Raw genomic sequence first — 22,341 nt, 5'->3', positions numbered from 1 at the left:
TACTATTTTTGTTTAAAACTAAAATATCAGATTATTTTAAATACTCAAAAATTTAACTGTTTTTTTATTTATTGGTTGACATTGTATGCTAACTGTGGTAATTTATATACCATAGTAATCCTACTAGAAAAGTATGGAATAACAAAGAAAGGGGATATGCAAAATGTTATCAGTTACTTCAAGAACAATGTGTATGTGCATGTGCAGCTGTATACAAAAGTATAGAGTACATTTTCGCGTATGCAAATATTCTTAATACTATAAAGTGAATTTATGGTGGAATGTTTCATAGCATTCCACTTTTTATTTAGGGGGAAAATTATGAAAGACTTACAAGAACATTTAGAAAATGAATTTAAATGGTTTCATAGTCATCCTGAACTTTCTTATCAGGAATATGAAACAACAAAAAGATTAAAAGAATTGCTTACTCATCATGGTATTGAAGTTTTAGATTTACCATTAGAAACAGGTTTAGTAGCAATCATCAGGGGTAAAAAAGAAGGGAGTACAATTGCTCTTAGAAGTGATATAGATGCCTTGCCAGTAAATGAAGAAACTGATCTTGAATGGAAATCTCTTCATGAAGGAAAGATGCATGCATGTGGACATGATTTTCATTTAACAACAATTTATGGTGTTGCTTTATTGTTAAATGAAAAAAAGGATCAATTAGCAGGAAATGTTAAATTGATTTTTCAGCCAGCTGAAGAATCATCATTAGGGGCTTTAAAAATTATTGAAACTGGTGTTTTAGATGATGTAGATGCTATTTTTGGACTTCATAGTTCATCAGAATTTGAAGTAGGAACAATAGGAATTAAATCAGGTGCCGTGTCTGCGGCTGTAGATCGCTTTGAAATCAAATTAAGAGGCTTTGGAACTCATGCAGCACATCCTCAAGCAGGCAAAGATCCTATTGTTGCTATTGGGGCGTTAATTCAATCGTTACAAACGATTGTTTCTCGTAATATTGATCCTTTTACAAGTGGATTATTAAGTATCACTCATGTAGAAGCAGGAAATACTTGGAATGTTATTCCTGAAACGGGATTAATTGAAGGAACAGTAAGAACATTATTAAAAGAAGATCGTATTTTATTTGAAAAGAGAATTAAAGAAATAACAAAGGGAATTGCATTAGCTTATGATGTTGAGGCTTATGTTAATTGGATTGCTGGTCCACCAGCAACATTAAATGATCAATACTGGAGTGATTTTGCTTATAATGTTGCAAAAAAGGAACATATTCCTGTAGAAACACCAGAATCAACACTTGGAGGAGAAGACTTTGCTTTTTACTTAGAAAAGATAAAGGGAACCTTTATTAAGATTGGTACAGGGAAAACATATCCTAACCATCATCCTAAATTTAAAGTTGATCCTCAAGCATTATCCAAGGCAGCAACCTATTTAAGTCAATTAGCAGTTGCTGTATTAAATCAATTAAAATAAGGGGAACAGCAATGATTAAAATAGAACATGTAGATAAAAAGTTTCATACAAAAGGTGGTATTGTTCATGCTTTAAAAGATGTTTCTTTAAATATTGAAGCAGGAGATATTTATGGTGTTATTGGTTATTCAGGGGCTGGTAAATCAACATTAATTAGAATGGTAAATTTACTTGAACAGCCAGATCAAGGACATGTTTATATTAATGGTAAAGATATTGTGAACTTAAAAGATAAAGAATTGAATGTGATACGTAAAGATATAGGTATGGTATTTCAACAGTTTAATTTATTAGATTCACAAACTGTTTATCAAAATATGGCTTTACCACTTATCTTATTAAAAAAAGATAAGACTTTTATTGAAGAAAGAGTGAATGAATTATTATCTTTTGTAGAATTATCAGATAAAAAAGATGTTTATGTCTCACAGTTATCTGGTGGTCAAAAACAAAGAATAGGGATTGCTAGAGCACTAGCAACACATCCTAAAATCTTATTGTGTGATGAAGCAACAAGTGCTTTAGATCCACAAACAACAGAATCAATTCTTTTGTTATTAAAAAAGATTAATCAAGAATTAGGAGTCACAATTTTATTGATTACGCATGAAATGAATGTTATTAAAAAGATTTGTAATAAAGTGGCTGTTATGAAATCAGGGGAGATTGTAGAACAAGGATTAACATTGGATGTTTTTTCACATCCTCATCAAGAAATGACAAAACGTTTTGTTGCTACGGTTATTAATGATACAATTCCTTCTTCACTAGTTGAAGAATTGGATACAACCTATCCAATTCTCAAATTAACTTTCTTAGGTGAAAATACAAAAGAAGATATTATTAGTGAAATTAATCAACAATTTGATATCAAAACATCTATTTTATTTGCATCAGTGAATGAAATAAAAGATGAGATATTAGGTATTCTAACCATTCAAATTAAGGGAGAAGAAGCACAAATCAATAAAGCTATTGATTATATGAAAGATAATCATGTAGAAATAGAAAGAGTGGTGTTAAATCATGATTGAGAGTTTTTTAAATATACCAATAGATAAATTAATTGAATCAGCAGGGCAAACACTGTATATGCTTTCAATATCATTAATATTTGGTGCTATTGTAGGTATTCCTCTAGGATTAATTCTTGTTTTAACAAGAAATGATGGAATTAAACCTAATCGACCTGTTTATCTTGTTATTACAGGATTAGTCAACATTGTAAGATCAGTACCATTTATTATCTTACTTGTCTTTATTGCTCCATTTACAAAAGCATTAGTAGGAACCAGAATAGGAACAAAAGCAGCTTTAGTACCACTTGTTTTTTATATTGCACCATATCTTGCTAGATTAGTGGAAAGTTCTTTGTTAGAAGTCAAACCGGGTATTTTAGAAGCAGCTAAAGCCATGGGAGCCAGTACTTTTCAAATTATTCGCTACTTTTTGTTACTAGAAGCAAAGGCTTCGATTATCCTTGCACTGACAACAGGAACAATTGGTTTATTAGGAGCAACAGCTATGGCTGGAACAATTGGTGGAGGAGGAGTTGGTGATTTAGCACTAACTTATGGTTATCAAAGATTTAATAATAATCTTATGATTGTTACAGTTATTATCTTAATATTGTTTGTTCAATTAATTCAAACAATAGGAAATCACATATCAAAAAAAATAAGAACACATGAATAAAGGGGAAGAAAAATGAAAAAGTTATTAAGTTTAGTTTTAGTGGGGTTATTAATTTTAACAGGATGCCAAAGTTCATCAAAGTCAAATGATGATCAAAAAACAATCACTTACGGAAAGGCTGCAGGACCTTATACAGTATTATTTGAAGATGCCATTATTCCAATCTTGAAAAAAGAGGGATATAAATTTAAATGTGTAGAATTTTCAGATTTATTACAAAATGATACAGCTTTAAATGATGGTGACATTGATGTCAATGTTGAACAACATACAGCTTATATGAAAAACTTTAATAAGGAACAAGATGGAGATTTAGTTGCTTTAACAGCAATTCCAACAGTTCCTGCAGGAATTTTTTCAAATACTCATAAAAGTTTAGATGAATTACAAAAAGGAGCTAAAATTGCTGTTCCTAATGATGCAGCGAATACATCAAGAGCATATGTTTTATTACAAAAAGCAGGATGGATTGAATTAAATAAAAAAGCTAATCTTTCAACAGTAACACAAGATGATATTGTTAAAAATCCATATAATTTACAATTTACAGAAATGGATTCTACAATTATTCCACGTTCTTTAGATGAATTTGATTATGCAGTTATTACAGGAAGTATAGTTTATAGTGCAGGAATTGACGCATCATCTGCTTTATTACAAGAAGATGTATTAGATCATTTATTATTACAAGTTGTTGTTAAAAAAGAAAATAAAAATAAAAAATGGGCTAAGGCTATTGTTAAAGCTTATCATTCTAAAGAATTCAAAGAATATTTAGATAAAAACAATAAAGGATTATGGTATGTACCAGAATATAAATAGAAGGAGATAATTATGACTTTGGAAATTGAAACACGATGTATTCACTCATTAAACCATGATGAAAAACAGCACCCTTATGGTGCTGTTTCCATCCCTATATATCAAACAGCAATCTTTAGCCATCCAGGAATCGGAGAAAGTCAAGGCTACAATTATACAAGAGAAAGCAATCCTACAAGGGCTTATCTAGAAGAAATTATTTCTTCATTAGAAGGAGCCGTTGATACGGTTGCCTGTTCTAGCGGTATGGCAGCGATTACTATTGTTAGTGAACTGTTTAAAAGTGATGATCATATTATTTGTGGCAGTGATCTTTATGGAGGATCAACAAGACTTTTTAAATTACAAGAAAAAAAAGGATTACATTTTTCATATGTTGATACAACAAATTTAGATACCATCAAACAAGCCATCACAAAACAGACAAAAGCTATCTTTATAGAAACACCAAGTAATCCAACTATGCAAATTAGTGATATTCAAGCTATAAGTCAATTATGTAAAGAATATCATTTATTACTTATTGTTGATAATACCTTTTTATCTCCTTATTTTCAAAATCCTTTAAAATTGGGAGCTGATATTGTTGTCCATAGTGCGACTAAATTTTTAAGTGGACACAATGATGTTATTGCCGGAACGGTTTCTACTCACAATGAACAATTAGCCCAAGAGATAAGAAATATTGCTAAAACAGTAGGAAATACTTTAGCACCAATAGATTGTTATTTACTTACAAGAGGAATTAAAACACTCGCTATTAGACAAGAAAGACAACAAGAAAATGCAATTCAATTAGCCAAATGGCTTAAGAAAAATCCTTTAGTAAAAGATGTTTACTATCCAGGATTAACTGATCATCCAGGATATGATATTCAAGTTAAACAAGCAAGAGGATTTGGAAGTATGATTTCTTTTAGAGTTGTTGATAAAGAGGTAGCAAAAAGAGTTTTAACACATGTTAAAGTGATTACTTATGCTGAAAGTTTAGGGGGAGTGGAATCGTTGATCACTTATCCAATGGTCCAAACTCATAGTGATGTTGATGAAAAGACAAGAAATGAATTAGGAATAACAGATGATTTTTTACGTCTTTCAGTGGGAATTGAAAACATTAAGGATTTAATACAAGATTTAAGTGAGGCTTTTAAAAATGAGTAAAATATATGATTTTAATCAAGTTATCTCTCGTCAACATACCCATTCATTAAAATATGATTTTGCTAGTGAAAGAAATCATCCTCAAGATGCTTTACCTTTATGGGTCGCTGATATGGATTTTCCAGTAGCAGATGAAATCAAAGAAGCTTTACAAACTACAGTGAATCATGGCATTTATGGTTATAGTGAAAGTAAAGGGGATTATTATCAAGCAGTGATAAATTGGTATCAACAACATTTTGACTATCACATAGATTCATCATGGATTATTAAAACACCAGGTGTTGTATTTGCTTTAGCACATGCAATAAAAGCCTTGACTCAAGAAGGAGATGCCGTTTTAATACAGACACCTGTTTATTATCCTTTTAAAGAAGTTGTCGAAGATAATCATCGTCAATTAATCACAAATTCACTTGTTTTAAAAGATGGTAAATATCATATAGATTTTGAAGATTTTGAAAATAAAATCAAACAACATCATGTCAAATTATTTCTATTGTGTTCGCCACATAATCCGGTAGGTCGAGTATGGACGAAAGAAGAATTAGAAACAATAAGTCAAATATGTTTAGAAAATCATGTCTATATTGTAAGCGATGAAATACATAGTGATTTTGTTCATCCTCATAATCATCATTATATGCTTGCTTCATTATCTCCAGCGTTACAAGAAATAACGATTACATGTACAGCACCAACAAAAACTTTTAACTTAGCAGGTTTACAAATTTCTAATATTATTATTCCTAATGAAACAATAAGAAATAAATTTAAACGACAAATAGATGCCAGTGGCTATAGTCAGTGTAATATGTTTGGTTTAGTGGCATGTCAAGTAGCATATGAAAAGGGAAATGATTGGTTAAAACAAGTTAAAGATTATTTGTATCAAAATATTTTATATGTTGATCAATTTTTAAAAGAAAATTTGCCACAAGTTCATCTCATTTTTCCGGAAGGAACATACTTATTATGGCTTGATTTTAGAGAACTTCATTTATCAAATGAACAGTTAGAAGATTTAATTGTGAATAAAGCTAAATTATGGCTAGATAGTGGTAGTATGTTTGGTAAAGATGGAGAAGGTTTTCAAAGAATTAATGTTGCGTGTCCTCGTAGCATACTAAAACAAGCCTTGTTTCAATTACAAAGTGCAATAAATCAATAAGATTAAGAGATTTGAAAGATATTTTTCTCAAATCTCTTTTATTTTTTTACAGTTTAGAAAAATATTTTTCAACCATGCCTTGCATTAAAAAATCATTTTTTGTTTGTGCTAGAGTAAAGATAGTCAAGGAGGTATGAAAAATGAAAATATTATTAGTATGTAATGCAGGTATGTCAACAAGTATGTTGGTCGCAAGAATGGAAAAAGCAGCTCAAAGTAAAGGAGTAGATGTAGAGATACAAGCAAAACCTATTACTGAGGCAGAAAAAGAAATTGATGATTGGGATATTGTCATGTTAGGACCCCAAGTAAGACATTGTTTAAATCAATTAAAGAAGTTAACTCAAAAGACACCAGTAGTTGTTATTGAAATGCGTGATTATGGTTTAATGAATGGGGAAAATGTTCTCAATAGTGCACTCGATATCTTAAATCAATCATGTTAGAATGATCATGTGAGGTGAAAAGTATGTTATGTGATTATCATGTTCATAGTCATTTTAGTGATGACAGTGATTATTTAATGGAGGATGTTGTTAAAGATGCTATTAAGATGAAAATGCAGGAATTATGTTTTACTGATCATGTTGATTATGGTATTAAATATGATGTCAATCAGTTATCTAAAGAAGAAATGGAAAGAATATCGAAAGAAAGAGGCTTATTGCTTTTAAACGTCGATTATGATCACTATTTTAAAGAATTAGCACGTTTACAACAAAAATATCCACAAATCACAATCAAAAGAGGATTAGAATTTGGTATTCAAACACATACTATTCCTCAATATCAAAAATTAATACAAAAGTATGATTTGGATTTTGTAATTTTGTCTTGTCATCAAGTAGATAATTTAGAATTTTGGACTCAAGATTTTCAAAAAGGAAAAACACAACAAGAATACAATGAACGTTATTATCAAGAAATTCTAGATGTTATTGAGCAGTTTAAAGATTATCAGGTATTGGGTCATTTGGATTTAATTAAAAGGTATGATCAAGCAGGAATTTATCCTTTTGAAAAGATAAAAGACATTATATCTAAGATTTTAAAACAAGTGATTCGTGACGGTAAAGGAATAGAAGTTAATACTTCAAGTCATCGATATGGTCTTGATGACTTAATGCCTTCTCGAGATATTTTAAAGCACTATTATCAATTAGGAGGAACAATCATTACAATTGGTAGTGATAGTCATCAACCTGATCATTTAGGTGCTTATATTAAGGAAACAAGAAAAGAATTAAAAGAGATTGGATTTAAATGTTATTGTACTTTTGATCATAAAAAACCTATCTATCATCCACTTTAAAAGGGTTGCATCAGCAACCCTTAATCTATGTAATTTTTAATTTTATATGCTAAATTTTTTTCATAATCCCGATTAAAATAACAAGCGTAAAGACAGTCTAATAAATATTGCAAAGAAATGCGAGATGAAAAAGAAGCAATCTTTTCTTCTGAATCTTCATATGATGAAAAGAATAAATTATAGTCTACATATTGGGCGATAGGTAAATCAATAGTAGAAGAGATGAGAACAGTACGAATACCCTTTTCTTTTAAATCTTTTGCTATTTCTAAAATGTTTTCAGTTTTAGCAGCATAGGTAATGATAATGACAAGATCATTTTTATTACATAATTGGCTGTGCCAATGACGATAATAATGCTCTTTTATAACATCTACTTTGACACCTATTTCTAACATATTCTGTTGAAATGATTCAGCCATAAAATAGTTTCCTACAGACGGGAAAAGATAAATATTTTGTGCGTTATATAAGGCTTGGACAACTTTTAAAAAGATATCTAAATCAATGAGATTAAAAGTAGATTTAAGTGTTTGGTCATACAAAGATAACATTTGTTCCATGATTTGATGATGACTATCTAATTTTGTAAAAGGATAGTTATAATCAATGCTAGAATCATTCTTTTTCTCGTTTTGTAAAGATAATGAAACTTGAAGTTTTAATTGATTAAGACCTGATAAATCAAGTTTTTCAATAACACGATAAATAGTAGAAGTAGAAACATAACTACTTTTAGATAATTGATTAATATTAAGTTGAATGACATCATAAGGATGGTCTAGAATAAATTGGGCAAAGATTTGTTCACTTTCAGTGAATTCAGATATACATTTAATTTTAGTAAATAGATTCATATTTTAACGACCACCTTATCTTTTTTGATTATTTCTTGGAGATTTTTATTTGTTGCTACAAAGCGAAAGACTGTAAATTCTACAGGAAGGGAAGTGTTATTTTCAAATGTGTGAATACTGTTTTCTACACACACGATTTCTTGTGGATTGAGAAGACGCTTTTTAGGTATATTATTTTCTAGATAATGACAAAGTAAGGTTCCTTTATTGACAACAATAATTTCTTTGATTTTTTGATGATAATGCCATTCTTGTAAAGTATGAGGTTGAATGATATTTTGATGAATTTCAAATTCATCAAAAAGGTAGTAATCTACACTGGTACCATTGTCTTTATCAACATGGATGGCATCTTTTTTAGTTTTAAAAATAATTTGGCTCATATCTTGTCTCCTTTTACTTTATTATATCATGAATTAATTCATACTTAATAGGCATAGTTCATTATAAAATATAAGTATTAGACATTAAATATAAATATTTTAAAATAATGATAGGGGGGATGAAAGTGAAAAAGGGAATAACAATTCTTATTGCAATATTCATGATACTAGGATGTAGTGCTTGTAAGCAAAAAACAAAAGAAAAGAAAAAGACATCAAATGTAACTCAAAGTGATTTGAAAACAGCAAATTCTGATAGTTTAATTGTTTATTTTTCATGGTCAGGGCATACACGAGATCTTGCAAAAATGATTCAAAAAGAAACGAAGGGGGATTTGTTTGAAATTGTACCTGTAAAAGCATACAGTGATGATTATGATACAGTTGTTGATCAGGCTAAGCAAGAACAAAAAGATAAGGCTAGACCCCAAATAGCTTATCATATTGATCATCTTGATAAATATCAAACAATATATGTTGGTTATCCTAATTGGTGGCAAGATATGCCTATGATCCTTTATTCTTTTTTTGATGAATATGATTTATCTCATAAAAAGATTGTTCCATTTTGTACAAGTGGAGGAAGTGGCTTAAGTCAAACTGTAGAAACAATAAAAAAACTTGAACCGGAGGCTGATGTTACTGAGGGATTTCATGTAGGAAGTGATGATGTTGATCAATGTCAACAAGATTTAAAAAACTGGTTAAATAAAATAAATTAGAAAAGAGGAAAAAATATGAATTTATATGCAACAGATAAAGAATATAAAGAAAGATTAGATTATTTTTTAGAAGAAGTAAAAAATGATGAAGGCAATAAGCTTGATGAAGAAACACGTTATTTAGCTATTTTATCAGTATTGATGGGTAATCAAGGAATTTGTGCTTATGAAGAAGTCTTAAATCAAGCACTTGATGTTTTATCACCTATTAAAGTTAAAGAAATGATTTATCAAGCAACTGATTATTTAGGTTATGGAAGAATGCTTGAATTTTTAAAAGTAACAAATGAAGTATTTGTACAAAAAGGAATTGAACTTCCTTTAGAATCACAAACTACGACAACTATAGAAAACAGATTAGAAAAAGGGATTCAAGCACAAGTAGATATTTTTGGTGAACATATGAATGAAGCTTGGAAAAAAGGAACAGTGAATAAATGGTTAGCCTCTAACTGTTTTGGTGATTACTATACAAGAACTGGTTTAGATTTAAAACAAAGAGAAATGATTACTTTTTGTTTCTTATATGGTCAAGGTGGTTGTGAACCTCAAGTTATGGCACATATTCAAGGAAACTTCAATTTAGGAAATGATGCAGCATTTCTTACTAATGTTGTATTACAATGTTTACCATATATGGGATATCCTCGTAGTTTAAATGCAATAAGTTGTATTAATAAAGCAAGTGAAAATGCAAAATAAAAAACTAAAAAAGATCATAGATTTATTGATGTTGTTATCTTTGTTTTTTCTCATGGGCTACTTTTACTTTGATAAAAGTAGCCATATGTTAATAGGCATACTTTGTTTTGTGTTATTTATTATTCATCAAATTCTCAATATGAGTTGGTATAAGACGCTTTTAAAAGGAAAATACACATATCCAAGAATCATTATTTTTATTATTAATGTGTTATTACTTCTTTGTATGCTTTTACAAATGATAAGTGGTTTTATGATGTCGTCTTATATAAGTGGGATTCATCAAGGGATGGCTCTTTTTAGAAGAATATATTTAGCGCTTTGTTATTGGTGTTTTATTTTGGTTGTTTGTCATATAGGAATTCATGTAAGAGGAATTTTGAGAAAACAACATTTCAAGATATTTTATTTAGTCATATCTTTATATGGTTTATATGTGTTAATAAAGAGAAATATTTTAGCTTATATGTTTTTTAGGGTTGAGTATTATTTTTTTGATACTACATCAATTTTTATCTTTTATTTAGATCATCTTGCAATGATGATTTTATTTGTGGGATTAACAGATATTTTATTAAAAGGGGTGAGAAAATATGAAAGTACTCGTCTTATTAGGAAGTCCTCATAAAAGGGGTTCCTCTAGAATGTTGGCAGACCATTTTATTAAAGGGGTAAAAGAAAATGGTCATACAGTTGATGTTATAGATATTGCACACAGTACAGTTCATCCCTGTTTAGGTTGTGATTATTGTGGAATGGATGGGGATTGTGTTCAAAAGGATGATATGTATCATATTAAAGAAATGATAATGAACCATGATTTATTGGTGTTTGTTACTCCACTTTACTATTTTGGTATGTCAGCTCAATTAAAATTGATGATTGATCGTTTTTATAGTTTTAATGGTGCATTGATGAACGCTCATAAAAAAAGTGTTTTGCTTTCTGTAGCTTATGAACAATCTAATGAAGCAATGAGTGATTTGTATCATCATTATCTCACTATTTGTCGTTATTTACATTTTAAGAATTTAGGATCAGTATTAGGTTTAGGTTGTGGAACTGTATCTATGACACAAAACAGTATTTATCCTCAAAAAGCATATGAGTTAGGATTAAGCATTAAATAAAAGATAACTTGTTATCATGACAAGTTATTTTTTTTCATCTTTTTATCATGTATAATAATTTTAATTACAAAAGGATGATGAATAATGAAAACAATATGTATTAGAAAAGCACAATCAAAAGATTTAGAAGATGTTGAAGAATTATATAATCAAATACATGATTTAGAAGAACAAAATAAAACAACTACTGGTTGGTTACGCAATATTTATCCAATTAAACAAACTGCTTATGATGCATTAAAAAGAAGTGATTTATATGTATTAGAAGATAATGATAACATAGTAGGCAGTGCGATTATTAACCAAATTCAGGGTGAGATGTATGCAAAGGGGAGTTGGCAATATCGAGCTTTACCTGATGAAGTATGTGTTTTACATACTTTAGTTATTTCACCCTATGTTAAAAACAAAGGGTATGGTAAATTATTTGTTCAATTTTATGAAGATTATGCAAAAGAACATGGTTATTATGAATTGCGTATAGATACAAATGAAAAAAATAAAGCAGCACGTGGTTTATATTATAAATTAGGGTATCAAGAAATAGGAATCATACCAACACAATTTAATGGTATCCCAGATGTTCGTTTAGTGTTATTAGAAAAAAGGTTGAAATAAGATATATGGAAAAATTAAAAAATGAAATAAAGGATCTATATTTCAAATATCATAAGGAATCAACTTATCGTCATGTTTATCATGTTTTTCAAGTAGCACGAATTCTTGGAAAGCAATATCATTTAGATATAGAAAAATTAGAAATAGTAGCTTTACTTCATGATATCAGTGCTATTGTAAGTCATGATGAAATGTATTTTTATAGTCAACAGTTATATTTAGATATTGATCCCAGTGAAGAAAAATATCATTTTTTGTTACATCAGCGTATTTCAAAATATATCGCTTATAATTATTTTGATATACATGATCAAGATATTTTAGATGCGATTGAATGTCATACAACTTTGAAAAAAGATGCTAATGAGTATGATAAAGTTATATTTTTATCTGATAAACTAGCGTGGGATCAATCAGGCATACCACCTTATTATCAAGGCTTAAAGAAAGCAATAGCAATTTCATTAGATGAAGAATGCTATTATTTTATGCAATATCAATTTGATCATCATCAAATATTAATGCCTCATACTTGGTTGTTAGAGGCTTATCATCAATTACAAAGGAGAATCCAAGATGAAAAAAATCATTGCTGATATGTATACTCTAGTAAGTGGACATGCCTATGGAACGATAAGGAAGTCTTAAAAAAGATAGTGAAGGAGAATCAAAGATGTTTCGTAAAATGAGAAGATTTAAACAAGAGTTAAGTAAAGAAGAATGTATAGAAGTTTTAAAAAATGAACCAAGAGGCGTATTGTCTGTATTAGGAGATGATGGTTACCCTTATGGAATCCCAATGAATCATTGGTATAATGAAAAAGATGGAAAATCTATTTTCATGGTGCTAAATCAGGACATAAAATAGACGCTGTCAAAAAATATGAGAAGGTTTCATTTTGTGTCTACGATAAAGGATATCGTAAAGAGGGGGAATGGTCTTTAAATATTCGTAGTGTAGTCGTATTTGGAAAAATTCATCTAGTAGAAAGCAAAGATAAAAATGAGGAAATATGTTCAAATCTTTGTAAGAAGTTTACAGATGATGAAGCATATTTAAAACATGAACTTTTACATTCTGGACCTGCTGTTCTTTGCCTTGAATTAACACCTGAACATATAACAGGAAAATTAGTTAATGAATCATAATATAAGGAGAAGATATGGATGGCATCAAGTAAACAATATTTACAATTTATCTTGGCTCAATTATCTGACCTAACGGATGTTACATATAGATCAATGATGGGAGAATTTATTATTTATTATCAAGGTAAGATAGTAGGTGGAATATATGATGATAGATTACTTGTAAAGCCGGTAAAAACAGCTATTGAATATATGCCTACTGTCGTATATGAAAAGCCATATGATGGAGCAAAAGAAATGTTGCTGGTTAATGAAGTTGATCAACCCAAATTTTTAACTGGGCTTTTTCAAATTATGGTAGATCAGTTACCAGAACCTAAAAAAAGAAAGAATAATTAATAGGAAACGACATGCTTGATAAAGCAATATAATAGTTTTCATATGAAGGGAGCTACAAAATTTATGGAAAATAAGGATGTTCAAAACTTAGCAAAATTGACAATGCAATATGCAAAAGAGATTATTAAATCAGGTATGTCATTGGTTGATTTAAGAAAAGATTTAGAAAAGAAAATGTTTATATTGGGAGCTGATTCTTTTTGGTATTGGAATATAGGTGCATTTATTTTTTCGGGAGATGAAACATATGTTTCAATATCGGGGAAACACTATACAACATCTGATAGATTTATTCAAAATGACGATATTATTACCATAGATTTGTCACCCCAAAACAATAATATTTGGGGAGATTATGCAAGGACAATTGTTGTTGAAAATGGGATAGTTGTTGATTGTATAGATAACATTCAAAATAATGATTGGAGAAAAGGACTACAAATGGAAAATAGTTTACATCAAGAATTATTAAAGTATGTTACTGTTGAAACAACTTTTGAAGATCTTTATTTTCATATGAATAATATGATAAATAAAGAAGGATTTATAAATTTGGATTTTTTAGGAAATTTAGGACATTCTATTGTAAATAAAAGCGAAGATAGAATTTATATTGAAAAAGGGAATAAAATAAAATTAAGTGATGTAAATTATTTTACATTTGAACCTCACATAAGCGTATCAAATTCTCCATATGGCTATAAAAAAGAAAATATTTATTATTTTGACAATGGGCAGTTAGTAGAATTATAATGTAAGTTCAGTAATTTTATATGTGATATGACACTATTTTATTAGCTTTGATGACAACAATGATTGCTTTCATGCCTAACTGATTTATGACATGAATGGATTGAATATAATAAAAGTTGTAAAGGAGAGTTGAACATGAAAGAGGAAAATATTGTTTTAGGAATCAAAATTAATAAAAAGAAAATGCTAGTTAATTTTATTAGTTTATCTCTTGTGCAAGGAATGATTATTTTTGTTGGATTATTTAATTTGTTAAAAACATATTTAATGTTGAATAACATAGAAATAATCTTTATTAGTATGATTGTTTTTATTGTTGCTGAAATATTCTTTTTATCTTTATCAGGTAGTTCAGAGTATCTGGAAATAAAGAATAAAAAATTAGGTTATTATCGTACCAATAGCGGATTGAAAGGTGTATTCCAACTTTTAAAAACAAATAATAGTGCAGATAATATATTTTTGTTAGATATGGAACATATCAGTTTAATAAAAATAAGTTATGTAAAGACTACAGGAGGCTGGGCACAAAATGGTTATGCAATTCAGTTAACATTTTTATTAACCGATCATTCTCAATTTACTATCGTTCCTACTACAATGAATGCGATAGAAGATGGAACTTATAAAGCGTTTATTGATTATATTGAACAATGTGGGATCACAGTGATAGATAAGTATAATATTTGTTCTTTACTTAGTGGGAATGTTGATAGTTTTAATACTTATATAAAAGAATTAGAAAGAGGGATGAAACATGATTAAAATCTCTTTTAAATGTTCTGAAAGTATAAGTGAACAAATCAAGAAATATTTAAAGAATAATCCATATATTGAATATGTAGATGAAAATCAATTAGATAGTCAGTCTGTTATTATTATTTTAATTAATACTATAGAGGATCTTCATCGAGCTATTAATTTAAAAGGCAAATATCATTCAGACATGATTTGTGTTGTAGATGATGAAACTTACATGTTTGATTTATTAGATATCAAGCCTGTATTATTTATGAAAAATCCATGTACTGAAGATGATTTATCACAAATGTTTGATTTTTTTGAAATGAAAAATAATAATTTAGATTACTATATAGAGTTTAAAACAAGTTACTCACATATTCGTTTATGTGCTAAAACAATTATGTATATTGAATCTTATGGACATAATTTAGTGGTTCATAGTGAACAGGCTTCTTTTGTTGTTCGTGAAAAATTATCAGATGCATTTTTTAAACTACAACCATATGGATTTATACAAACCCATAAATCATTTGTTGTAAATAAGAGTTTTATTTATAAAAAAACAAGTCATGAAATTATTCTTAATGATTCAACTCAAATACCGATTGGCAAAACTTTTAAAAAATTATTGAAAATATAAATTATAAGGAATGAAGTTAATAGTTGATTTTTATATGAAAAGAACTTTTTTACAATGTTGTGAATTGAAGTTCTTTTTATTATGTAAATCAATTTGTGTGCTATAATTTTAATGAGTTAAGGGGATGATGAAAATGAAAATATTCGCATTTACAGGAGCGGGAATATCAAAACAAAGTAATATACCAACATTTATGGAAAGACCAGATGTAAGAGAAAAACTATTTAGAAGTTACGCTAATACACATCATGAAGAATATAATGAGGTCATTAAACAATTAAAAGCTAATATGAATGGTGCAAAGCCTAACGATGCACATATTGTTTTAGCACAATATCATATTCCCATTATTACAATGAATATTGATGGATTACATAAAATGGCAGGAAGTGATGCTTTGGAATTACACGGTGGTTTACCGGAAGATGATGAAATGGATAAAGCGTATTCTTTATATAACAAACCTGTACTTTATGGAGATCCAGCACCAAACTATCAAAAAGCTTATGAAATGGTTTATGCTTTACAACCAGGAGATGTCTTTTTAGTTGTTGGATGTTCATTTCATACAGGAATATCGGTTGATTTAAGAGAAGTTGCTAAAGCTAGGGGTGCAAAAATAATTGAAATCCAAGAAGATGCTGCTCATAATGTAAGAAAAGTTCTAGAAGAATTACTAAATAAAGGTTAGTTTCAAAGACTTAGGAGAAAATGAGTGATATGAAAATACCATTACTGCTATGTACGATTCTATTAGTGGGTATTTCTATTCCTTTATATTTTGGCAAATGTTCCAATATGATTGCTGGATATCATGATTTAAGTAAAGATGATAAAGAAAAAATAAATAAAATGAGGTTATGTAGAGTGTTAGCTATAACACTTGATATAGCTGCAATCATTTTAATATTGGGAGCTAATTCTATTATTGGTATAAATGATACAATTATTTTAGATATCGTTACCTTGATAATAGGAACGATATTGAGTCAGATTGTTTCAAAAAATAAATAAGAAAAGGTATTGAGAAAATGATATTTGTAAAATAAGCTATAGTTATATTTATGCGTTTTTTATGTTCTAGCAAGAGCATATGAAGTAGATTAGAGAAAGGAAACTTTATGCAAACAATTTTAATAAAGCCTCATCATTTTATTGATATTATTAAATTATATGGGGCAGGTATAGAAAAATTTGTACCGGATGAAAAAATGGGACATGATTTTTACAAGGTTGCTAATATGATTATTGATAATCCATTAATAACTTTAAAACTTACTGTTTATGGAGATGATATTTGCAAACCATGTAAAAAATATGACAAGGAATGTACTGATCCATTGGATTGTATTCCAGGATATTCTAGTAAGAATAAATATAATATGACGCTAGATGATAGAATTATTCACTTTTATAATTTAAATGAAGAAACATATACTGCTAAACAATTATGCAAGATTATTAATAATGAAAAAGAAAATATCTTCAAAGTATGGATTGAAGAAGAGGATACTTTAACACAAAAAAGATTTGAATTATTTTCAATAGGAGCAAACAAATTTTTAAATTTATAATTAAAATATAAGATAAAAGATAAGGAGAAAAACGATGGCAAAAGATAAAAGATTTGAAAAAGTATACTCACAAGGAACACTAACATTAACAGAAATTTGGGTTGATAGAGAAACAGGAGTGAATTATATATTCCATACGAGTGGTAATGCAGGAGGAATGACACCATTACTAGATAGAGAAGGTAAACCTGTCATTACACCAATTATCAATAAATAATTTGATGAGGGAGGAAGATCATGGTAACCGTTATTTTATTTCTTGTTTTAGTTATATATATTATTTTACTCATTGTAAAATATAAAAACAAAAGCAATACAAATATGAATTGGATAATCCAGTTTGTTCAAGGTATCATATGGTGTGTACTTGCTGCAGATAATTGGCATCATAGTCATATTGCTGTTCAAATTGGCTATATCGTGATTATTCTTTTATCCTTCATAACAGGTATTCAAGAGTTTATAAAATGTAAAAAATAATTGTTACTTTAAGGAGAAAATGATGAAACATAAAGTGAAAATAACTGTTTTAGATAAAAAATTATATCCTGAATTACAACAACATTATTGTGCAAATCCTCATTCAGGTGTTTGTCCATGTTACAATGTAGGCGATGAATTTATATTTTATCGTGATGATAAACGTGATGATTTTTGGCATATGGGATTGAATACTTTAATCAAAACAAATGGTAATCGAGATACGATAGCAGGAGGACCTAAATTACCATTCTGCTTAGAAGCATGGATGCGATTTCTCGTTACATCTATACGGGATTACAAGGTGGCTCTATTATGAATGGGTGGATGAAAAACGAAAATGAAATGATTGCCTGTTGCAGTGATGGAACAAGACCAGTTATCTTTAAAATTGAACGGATTAATTATGAATAAATTTACATTGAGGTGATAAAATGGGACAAATGAAAAAGGCTTATTTTCATCTTCCAGGTTTATTTGAATTTTACGAATTATATCAAAAGTTCTTACCTTTATTTAAAGAACATCGTGAATATTTTTATGAATGGTGTGATATCGGTTCTATATATGGATCGCCTGCAAATTGCATTTGGAATGGTGGTCGTATCAGTTACGAAAATCATGATCCTCAAAAAGTTTTGAGTTTAATGCAGGAATATGATATTTCCGCAAGACTTACTTTTAGTAATTCCTTATTAAAAAAAGAACATCTTTTAGATCAAAGATGTAATGATCTTTGTGATTTGCTTGAAAGATGTAAAATACAAAATGGTGTTATTGTCCATAGTGATTTGTTGCTAGATTACTTAAAAAAGAAATATCCAAAACTTTATTTTGTTTCTTCTACAACCAAGGTAATAACGAAGTTTGAACAATTAGAAAATGAAGTGAATAGAAAAGAATTTCGCTATGTTGTACCAGATTTCCGTTTAAATAAATCTTTTCATCAATTTGACCATTGGTCACAAATGCAAAAAGATAAATTAGAATTTTTATGTAATGAGTGTTGTTGGATTGGCTGTCAAGATAGAAAATTGTGTTATGAAACTGTAAGTCGTCAAAATTTAGGAGAAGATTGTTTAGATCATCAATGTAAGGCTCCAGAAGCCAATAAGGGATATCTTTTTTCAAAAGCAATGGAAAACCCATCATTTATTAGTATTGATGATATAAAGAATATTTATTTACCAAAAGAATTTTCACAATTTAAAATAGAAGGAAGAGGATTAGGAAGTGCTTTAGTTTTAGAGTTTATACTTTATTATATGACTAAACCTGAATACCAAATACATGTAAGGGAATATATGTATTTAGATAATATGTTAGATTTATTTTAAGATGTGAAGGTTATTGAGAGGGATGTATATGGGAGCAATGAGTGTTTTATTTTTAATGGGAATTCTTTCATCTATTTTTATTTTTTTCATAACTATTTTTATTGTAATTGTAGCCTATAGTGTTATGAGTTATGTTTTTGAAAGTATGGCATTGAGGTTAATGACTAAGAATTTGTGGAATAAAGAAGGAATGAGAGTATGGATACCATTTTATAATAAGTCTATTTTTGGAAAAATAGTAGGTTATAAAGCATTAGGAATGATCTCAAGTTGTCTTACTTTGATATCTTTTTTACTAAGTATGTATTTCTTTTTTTACCAACAATTGAAGATGGTTTTGTTTTTGGTTTTATTATTGATGTTGATCATTACATTTATTTTAGATACTTTCATAGCTCATAGAATATATATGAATGTGAGTCCTCGATATGGAGATATTTTAACAGCAACAACCATTTTATCACTAGGGTTATTAAGACCGCTTTTTCTTTTTTTAGTAAGAAATAAATTTCATGATATAAAAAATGATAACTAATGTTATTTTGTGAAGGATGTCATGTGAATTATATAGAAGTAACTCAAAAAAATAGATGATGAACATATATGTTGTGCAATTTCTAATCAATATGATGAATAAAAATGGTTTTTAAAATGATGAGATGCTAGGGAGTAAGTGAAAATGACAGAGTGGGATAAATTACAATTAGGAAAGATGTACAATGACTTTGATCAAGATTTGTTTAATCGAAGAGTTGAAGCCAAAAAACTGTTTAAAACTTATAATAAAACAGATGATGCAGATATTGAATTGAGGCAACAACTTATGGAAAAACTGTTTAAAAAGGTAGGCCAAAGAGTTTGGATTGAACCGGATTTTCATTGTGAATTTGGTAAGAATATTACTATTGAAGATGATGTATATATTAATTTTGGTTGTGTTATTCTAGATTGTGCTGAAGTGACTATTGGTGCTCATTCATTGCTTGGACCTAATATAGGTATTTATCCTGTTAATCATGCCCTTGATGCAAAAGAAAGAATAAATGGTGCTTGTATTGGGAAACCGGTACATATAGGCAAAAATGTCTGGTTAGGTGGCGATGTAAAAATATTAGTAGGAGTGACTATTGGCGATAATACGATTATTGGAACTGGAAGTGTTGTTACAAAAGATATTCCTAGTGATGTAATTGCTGTAGGGAATCCTTGTAAAGTCATAAGAAAAATTACAGAAGCAGATAAAACGGATTATTTTGATCATAAATAATATATATTGCTGAAGTGAACGAGTAAGAAAAATGTAACTTATTTATTCACTTTTTTTAATTGAATACTTATATATGGGTAAACTATTTACTAGACAGTACAAGAATAAGTCAAGTATAATAAAAATAAGGGTGATGAAGATGAAAAATAATATCAAAGGGAAAATAATAGGAATCATTGTTTTAATTGTTGTGACAATTGCTTTGTTATTGATATATTTTTTAGTACGCTCACCTATTGAATTTAATGAAAAGATAGTAAAAATCGAAATTAATTCTGCCTATGATGCAAGAAAAAATATAAAAAAAGTAAGGAACGGTTCTTTGAAAAGTGTCCAAATTAATGATAAAGAAGTGAATTATCAAAAATTAGGTCAATATTCTGTTATTTATACTTATAAGAAAAAAGAATATAAAACTTATGTAAAGGTTGTAGATAGTCATGCTCCACAGTTTGATGTTAAAAATCTAGATATAGATTTAGGTATGCATGTTCAGGCACAAGATATGGTAGAAAATATAAAGGATGCAACCCATACTCAAGTTTACTTTAAAAAGAAGTATTCTTTTGATCAAGAAGGAACACAGGAAGTGACGGTTTGCGTTAAAGATGAAGGTAAAAATATTACTGAAAAAAAGGCTAAAGTGACTATCGTTAAAGATAGTGAAGCACCTGACATTACAGGTTTAGATACACTTACTATCGTGGCAGGAGGAAATGCGGATTATCAAAAGGGTGTAGAAATTAAAGATAATCGAGATCCTAGTCCACAACTTCAAATTGATTTTAGCCAAGTTGATTTAACACAAGTTGGCACATATTATGTAACTTATACAGGAATAGACCGTTCTGGTAATAAAATATCAAAACAAAGAGAAATACAAGTTGTTAATAGAACTACAGCAGGAATTAATAAACAATCTAATGAAAAAATAGTGTATTTAACATTTGATGATGGACCATCTCAAAATACAAAAAGTATTTTGGATATTTTGGATCGTTATCACGCAAAAGCAACTTTTTTTGTTACGGGAAATAATCAAACTTATAATTATTTAATTAAATTAGCACATGAAAAAGGACATACTATTGCTTTACATACATATTGTCACGATTATAAAAAAGTATATGCATCATCTCAGTCTTATTTTGATGATTTGACGAAAGTGGGTAATATGGTTAAAGGATTAATAGGCTATGTTCCTCGTTATGTTCGTTTTCCGGGTGGGTCATCTAATACAATTTCACGTCGTTATTGTACAGGACTTATGTCATCTCTATCTAAAGAATTGATAAATAGAGGATATCAATATTATGATTGGAATGTCAGTTCATCAGATGCTTCAGGAAACAATGTAGCTGTTAATACCATCATTAATCAGGCAACATCATCACATGTTAATAATATTAATATTTTGTTTCATGATTCATCACCAAAAACAACAACAGTTCAAGCGTTACCTACAATTATTGAACATTATCAAGCATTAGTTTATCGTTTTGAAGCAATTAATGATCAATCATTTATTCCTCATCAACGAATAAATAATTAAATCATTTGACTTCACTTCATCTTTTCGATAAGATGTTAATAAATACAGTGAGTAGACATAGTAATAAATTATTAAAACATAGAGAGTCTTTGGTTGGTGGAAAAAGATTTGGCGTAATTTATGAATACAGCTATGAGTAGAACGTTGAATGGAGTAGGCGTCTCCGGTTATCACCGTTATATGATAAAAGTATGTTAGTACTTGATGAGGCTTATATAGTGATATATAGGTGAAATAAGGTGGTACCACGGGAATCAACTCGTCCTTTATGGATGAGTTTTTTTGTTTTTTTAAGGGGGATATAGAGATGATTATTGTATTAAAACAAAACACAAAACAAGAAGATGTAGAAAGAATTGAAAACGCAGTAAAAGCAAAAGGGTTACAAGCTCATATTTCAAGAGGGGATTTACAAACTATTATTGGTTTAGTTGGTGATACAACAAAAGTAGATCCAGAACAAATCGAAGTAGATCCA

Annotated in this window: 33 protein-coding genes, 1 pseudogene and 1 other annotated feature; of the genes and pseudogenes, 32 read left to right on the top strand and 2 right to left on the bottom strand. The window is 28.9% G+C overall.

Features of this window, described 5'->3' with window-relative positions:
- The first annotated feature begins 321 nt into the window (after positions 1–321).
- The 8 genes from DWZ53_RS09935 to DWZ53_RS09900 all read left to right on the top strand — a co-directional run bounded on the left by DWZ53_RS09935 (position 322) and on the right by DWZ53_RS09900 (position 7,616).
- Positions 322–1,455 carry an amidohydrolase gene (locus tag DWZ53_RS09935; protein ID WP_118433993.1) on the top strand — a complete coding sequence of 378 codons (1,134 nt, stop codon included), beginning with the start codon at positions 322–324 and terminating at the stop codon, positions 1,453–1,455.
- A gap of 11 nt (positions 1,456–1,466) precedes the next feature.
- Positions 1,467–2,489 carry a methionine ABC transporter ATP-binding protein gene (locus DWZ53_RS09930; protein WP_118433991.1) on the top strand — a complete coding sequence of 341 codons (1,023 nt, stop codon included), beginning with the start codon at positions 1,467–1,469 and terminating at the stop codon, positions 2,487–2,489.
- Entirely contained in the window at positions 2,482–3,150 is a 669-nt protein-coding gene (locus DWZ53_RS09925) for a methionine ABC transporter permease (RefSeq protein ID WP_118433989.1), read from the top strand. Before DWZ53_RS09930 ends, DWZ53_RS09925 begins: the two co-directional genes overlap by 8 nt.
- A gap of 12 nt (positions 3,151–3,162) precedes the next feature.
- Positions 3,163–3,972 (top strand): MetQ/NlpA family ABC transporter substrate-binding protein, encoded by an 810-nt coding sequence (locus DWZ53_RS09920; protein ID WP_118433987.1) that lies wholly within the window; start codon positions 3,163–3,165, stop codon positions 3,970–3,972.
- A 12-nt stretch (positions 3,973–3,984) separates the two neighbouring features.
- Entirely contained in the window at positions 3,985–5,133 is a 1,149-nt protein-coding gene (locus tag DWZ53_RS09915; protein WP_118433985.1) for a PLP-dependent aspartate aminotransferase family protein, read from the top strand.
- On the top strand, positions 5,126–6,304 hold the full coding sequence (locus tag DWZ53_RS09910) for a MalY/PatB family protein (RefSeq protein ID WP_118433983.1): 1,179 nt from the start codon (positions 5,126–5,128) through the stop codon (positions 6,302–6,304). Before DWZ53_RS09915 ends, DWZ53_RS09910 begins: the two co-directional genes overlap by 8 nt.
- A 140-nt stretch (positions 6,305–6,444) precedes the next feature.
- Positions 6,445–6,750: a PTS sugar transporter subunit IIB gene (locus DWZ53_RS09905; RefSeq protein WP_118433981.1), complete on the top strand. Its 306-nt coding sequence runs from the start codon at positions 6,445–6,447 to the stop codon at positions 6,748–6,750.
- A gap of 23 nt (positions 6,751–6,773) precedes the next feature.
- Positions 6,774–7,616 carry a histidinol-phosphatase HisJ family protein gene (locus DWZ53_RS09900; RefSeq protein ID WP_118433979.1) on the top strand — a complete coding sequence of 281 codons (843 nt, stop codon included), beginning with the start codon at positions 6,774–6,776 and terminating at the stop codon, positions 7,614–7,616.
- A 20-nt stretch (positions 7,617–7,636) separates the two neighbouring features.
- Here the strand turns inward: DWZ53_RS09900 and DWZ53_RS09895 are convergent, their stop codons facing one another.
- Together DWZ53_RS09895 and DWZ53_RS09890 are read right to left on the bottom strand one after the other, a co-directional pair.
- Positions 7,637–8,473 carry a MurR/RpiR family transcriptional regulator gene (locus DWZ53_RS09895; protein WP_118433977.1) on the bottom strand — a complete coding sequence of 279 codons (837 nt, stop codon included), beginning with the start codon at positions 8,471–8,473 and terminating at the stop codon, positions 7,637–7,639.
- Complete coding sequence (locus tag DWZ53_RS09890) at positions 8,470–8,856, bottom strand: cupin domain-containing protein (protein ID WP_118433975.1); 387 nt, start codon at positions 8,854–8,856, stop codon at positions 8,470–8,472. The genes DWZ53_RS09895 and DWZ53_RS09890 overlap by 4 nt, the downstream gene beginning before the upstream one ends.
- A 119-nt stretch (positions 8,857–8,975) precedes the next feature.
- On the opposite strand from DWZ53_RS09890, the gene DWZ53_RS09885 reads away from it, so the two are divergent.
- The 24 genes and pseudogenes from DWZ53_RS09885 to DWZ53_RS09780 form a co-directional block, all read left to right on the top strand.
- Positions 8,976–9,578, top strand: coding sequence for a flavodoxin (locus tag DWZ53_RS09885; RefSeq protein WP_233541880.1), 603 nt, complete (start codon positions 8,976–8,978; stop codon positions 9,576–9,578).
- 15 nt (positions 9,579–9,593) lie between these two features.
- Positions 9,594–10,280 (top strand): carboxymuconolactone decarboxylase family protein, encoded by a 687-nt coding sequence (locus DWZ53_RS09880; protein ID WP_118433971.1) that lies wholly within the window; start codon positions 9,594–9,596, stop codon positions 10,278–10,280.
- On the top strand, positions 10,270–10,908 hold the full coding sequence (locus tag DWZ53_RS11545) for a DUF4405 domain-containing protein (protein ID WP_118433969.1): 639 nt from the start codon (positions 10,270–10,272) through the stop codon (positions 10,906–10,908). The genes DWZ53_RS09880 and DWZ53_RS11545 overlap by 11 nt, the downstream gene beginning before the upstream one ends.
- Positions 10,874–11,410, top strand: coding sequence for a flavodoxin family protein (locus DWZ53_RS09870; RefSeq protein WP_118433967.1), 537 nt, complete (start codon positions 10,874–10,876; stop codon positions 11,408–11,410). The genes DWZ53_RS11545 and DWZ53_RS09870 overlap by 35 nt, the downstream gene beginning before the upstream one ends.
- Before the next feature lie 84 nt (positions 11,411–11,494).
- Complete coding sequence (locus tag DWZ53_RS09865) at positions 11,495–12,028, top strand: GNAT family N-acetyltransferase (RefSeq protein WP_199589192.1); 534 nt, start codon at positions 11,495–11,497, stop codon at positions 12,026–12,028.
- A 5-nt stretch (positions 12,029–12,033) separates the two neighbouring features.
- The gene (locus DWZ53_RS09860) at positions 12,034–12,624 is read left to right on the top strand and encodes an HD domain-containing protein (RefSeq protein ID WP_118433965.1); all 591 of its coding nucleotides are present in this window, start codon (positions 12,034–12,036) and stop codon (positions 12,622–12,624) included.
- 77 nt (positions 12,625–12,701) lie between these two features.
- Positions 12,702–12,896: a pyridoxamine 5'-phosphate oxidase family protein gene (locus DWZ53_RS11230; RefSeq protein ID WP_199589190.1), complete on the top strand. Its 195-nt coding sequence runs from the start codon at positions 12,702–12,704 to the stop codon at positions 12,894–12,896.
- Entirely contained in the window at positions 12,860–13,177 is a 318-nt protein-coding gene (locus DWZ53_RS11540) for a pyridoxamine 5'-phosphate oxidase family protein (RefSeq protein WP_199589197.1), read from the top strand. The genes DWZ53_RS11230 and DWZ53_RS11540 overlap by 37 nt, the downstream gene beginning before the upstream one ends.
- An 18-nt stretch (positions 13,178–13,195) precedes the next feature.
- Positions 13,196–13,516 (top strand): TfoX/Sxy family protein, encoded by a 321-nt coding sequence (locus DWZ53_RS09850; RefSeq protein ID WP_118433963.1) that lies wholly within the window; start codon positions 13,196–13,198, stop codon positions 13,514–13,516.
- A 63-nt stretch (positions 13,517–13,579) separates the two neighbouring features.
- Entirely contained in the window at positions 13,580–14,269 is a 690-nt protein-coding gene (locus tag DWZ53_RS09845) for a M24 family metallopeptidase (protein WP_118433961.1), read from the top strand.
- A 135-nt stretch (positions 14,270–14,404) separates the two neighbouring features.
- Positions 14,405–15,034: a hypothetical protein gene (locus DWZ53_RS09840; RefSeq protein ID WP_118433959.1), complete on the top strand. Its 630-nt coding sequence runs from the start codon at positions 14,405–14,407 to the stop codon at positions 15,032–15,034.
- Positions 15,027–15,653 carry a LytTR family DNA-binding domain-containing protein gene (locus DWZ53_RS09835; protein ID WP_118433957.1) on the top strand — a complete coding sequence of 209 codons (627 nt, stop codon included), beginning with the start codon at positions 15,027–15,029 and terminating at the stop codon, positions 15,651–15,653. Before DWZ53_RS09840 ends, DWZ53_RS09835 begins: the two co-directional genes overlap by 8 nt.
- Positions 15,654–15,786: 133 nt before the next feature.
- Positions 15,787–16,344, top strand: a complete 558-nt coding sequence (locus DWZ53_RS09830; RefSeq protein ID WP_118433955.1) for a Sir2 family NAD-dependent protein deacetylase — start codon at positions 15,787–15,789, stop codon at positions 16,342–16,344.
- A gap of 29 nt (positions 16,345–16,373) precedes the next feature.
- The gene (locus tag DWZ53_RS09825; protein WP_158568243.1) at positions 16,374–16,667 is read left to right on the top strand and encodes a DUF3784 domain-containing protein; all 294 of its coding nucleotides are present in this window, start codon (positions 16,374–16,376) and stop codon (positions 16,665–16,667) included.
- Between the two features lie 107 nt (positions 16,668–16,774).
- Positions 16,775–17,227: a hypothetical protein gene (locus tag DWZ53_RS09820; RefSeq protein ID WP_118433951.1), complete on the top strand. Its 453-nt coding sequence runs from the start codon at positions 16,775–16,777 to the stop codon at positions 17,225–17,227.
- Between the two features lie 34 nt (positions 17,228–17,261).
- Positions 17,262–17,444, top strand: coding sequence for a DUF6440 family protein (locus DWZ53_RS09815; RefSeq protein ID WP_118433949.1), 183 nt, complete (start codon positions 17,262–17,264; stop codon positions 17,442–17,444).
- Between the two features lie 20 nt (positions 17,445–17,464).
- Positions 17,465–17,707, top strand: a complete 243-nt coding sequence (locus DWZ53_RS09810; RefSeq protein ID WP_118433947.1) for a hypothetical protein — start codon at positions 17,465–17,467, stop codon at positions 17,705–17,707.
- A 22-nt stretch (positions 17,708–17,729) separates the two neighbouring features.
- Complete coding sequence (locus DWZ53_RS09805) at positions 17,730–18,026, top strand: hypothetical protein (protein ID WP_233541879.1); 297 nt, start codon at positions 17,730–17,732, stop codon at positions 18,024–18,026.
- Complete coding sequence (locus DWZ53_RS11365) at positions 18,023–18,121, top strand: TIGR04076 family protein (RefSeq protein WP_233541878.1); 99 nt, start codon at positions 18,023–18,025, stop codon at positions 18,119–18,121. The genes DWZ53_RS09805 and DWZ53_RS11365 overlap by 4 nt, the downstream gene beginning before the upstream one ends.
- A gap of 20 nt (positions 18,122–18,141) precedes the next feature.
- Entirely contained in the window at positions 18,142–19,044 is a 903-nt protein-coding gene (locus tag DWZ53_RS09800; RefSeq protein WP_118433945.1) for a hypothetical protein, read from the top strand.
- Positions 19,045–19,072: 28 nt separating this feature from the next.
- Positions 19,073–19,579 (top strand): hypothetical protein, encoded by a 507-nt coding sequence (locus tag DWZ53_RS09795; RefSeq protein ID WP_118433943.1) that lies wholly within the window; start codon positions 19,073–19,075, stop codon positions 19,577–19,579.
- Between the two features lie 144 nt (positions 19,580–19,723).
- Positions 19,724–20,311 (top strand): sugar O-acetyltransferase, encoded by a 588-nt coding sequence (locus DWZ53_RS09790; RefSeq protein ID WP_118433941.1) that lies wholly within the window; start codon positions 19,724–19,726, stop codon positions 20,309–20,311.
- Positions 20,312–20,450: 139 nt separating this feature from the next.
- Positions 20,451–21,863: a polysaccharide deacetylase gene (locus tag DWZ53_RS09785; protein ID WP_233541877.1), complete on the top strand. Its 1,413-nt coding sequence runs from the start codon at positions 20,451–20,453 to the stop codon at positions 21,861–21,863.
- Between the two features lie 38 nt (positions 21,864–21,901).
- Positions 21,902–22,133 (top strand) — a binding site (T-box leader).
- Positions 22,132–22,341: pseudogene (locus tag DWZ53_RS09780) on the top strand (hypothetical protein); the annotation flags it as partial. (Overlaps the previous feature by 2 nt.)

Source organism: Coprobacillus sp. AF33-1AC, from assembly GCF_003475785.1.
GTDB lineage: Bacteria > Bacillota_I > Bacilli_A > Erysipelotrichales > Coprobacillaceae > Faecalibacillus.
Note: the sequence above shows the minus strand (reverse complement) of the source record. Positions and strands in the feature narration are given on the sequence as shown.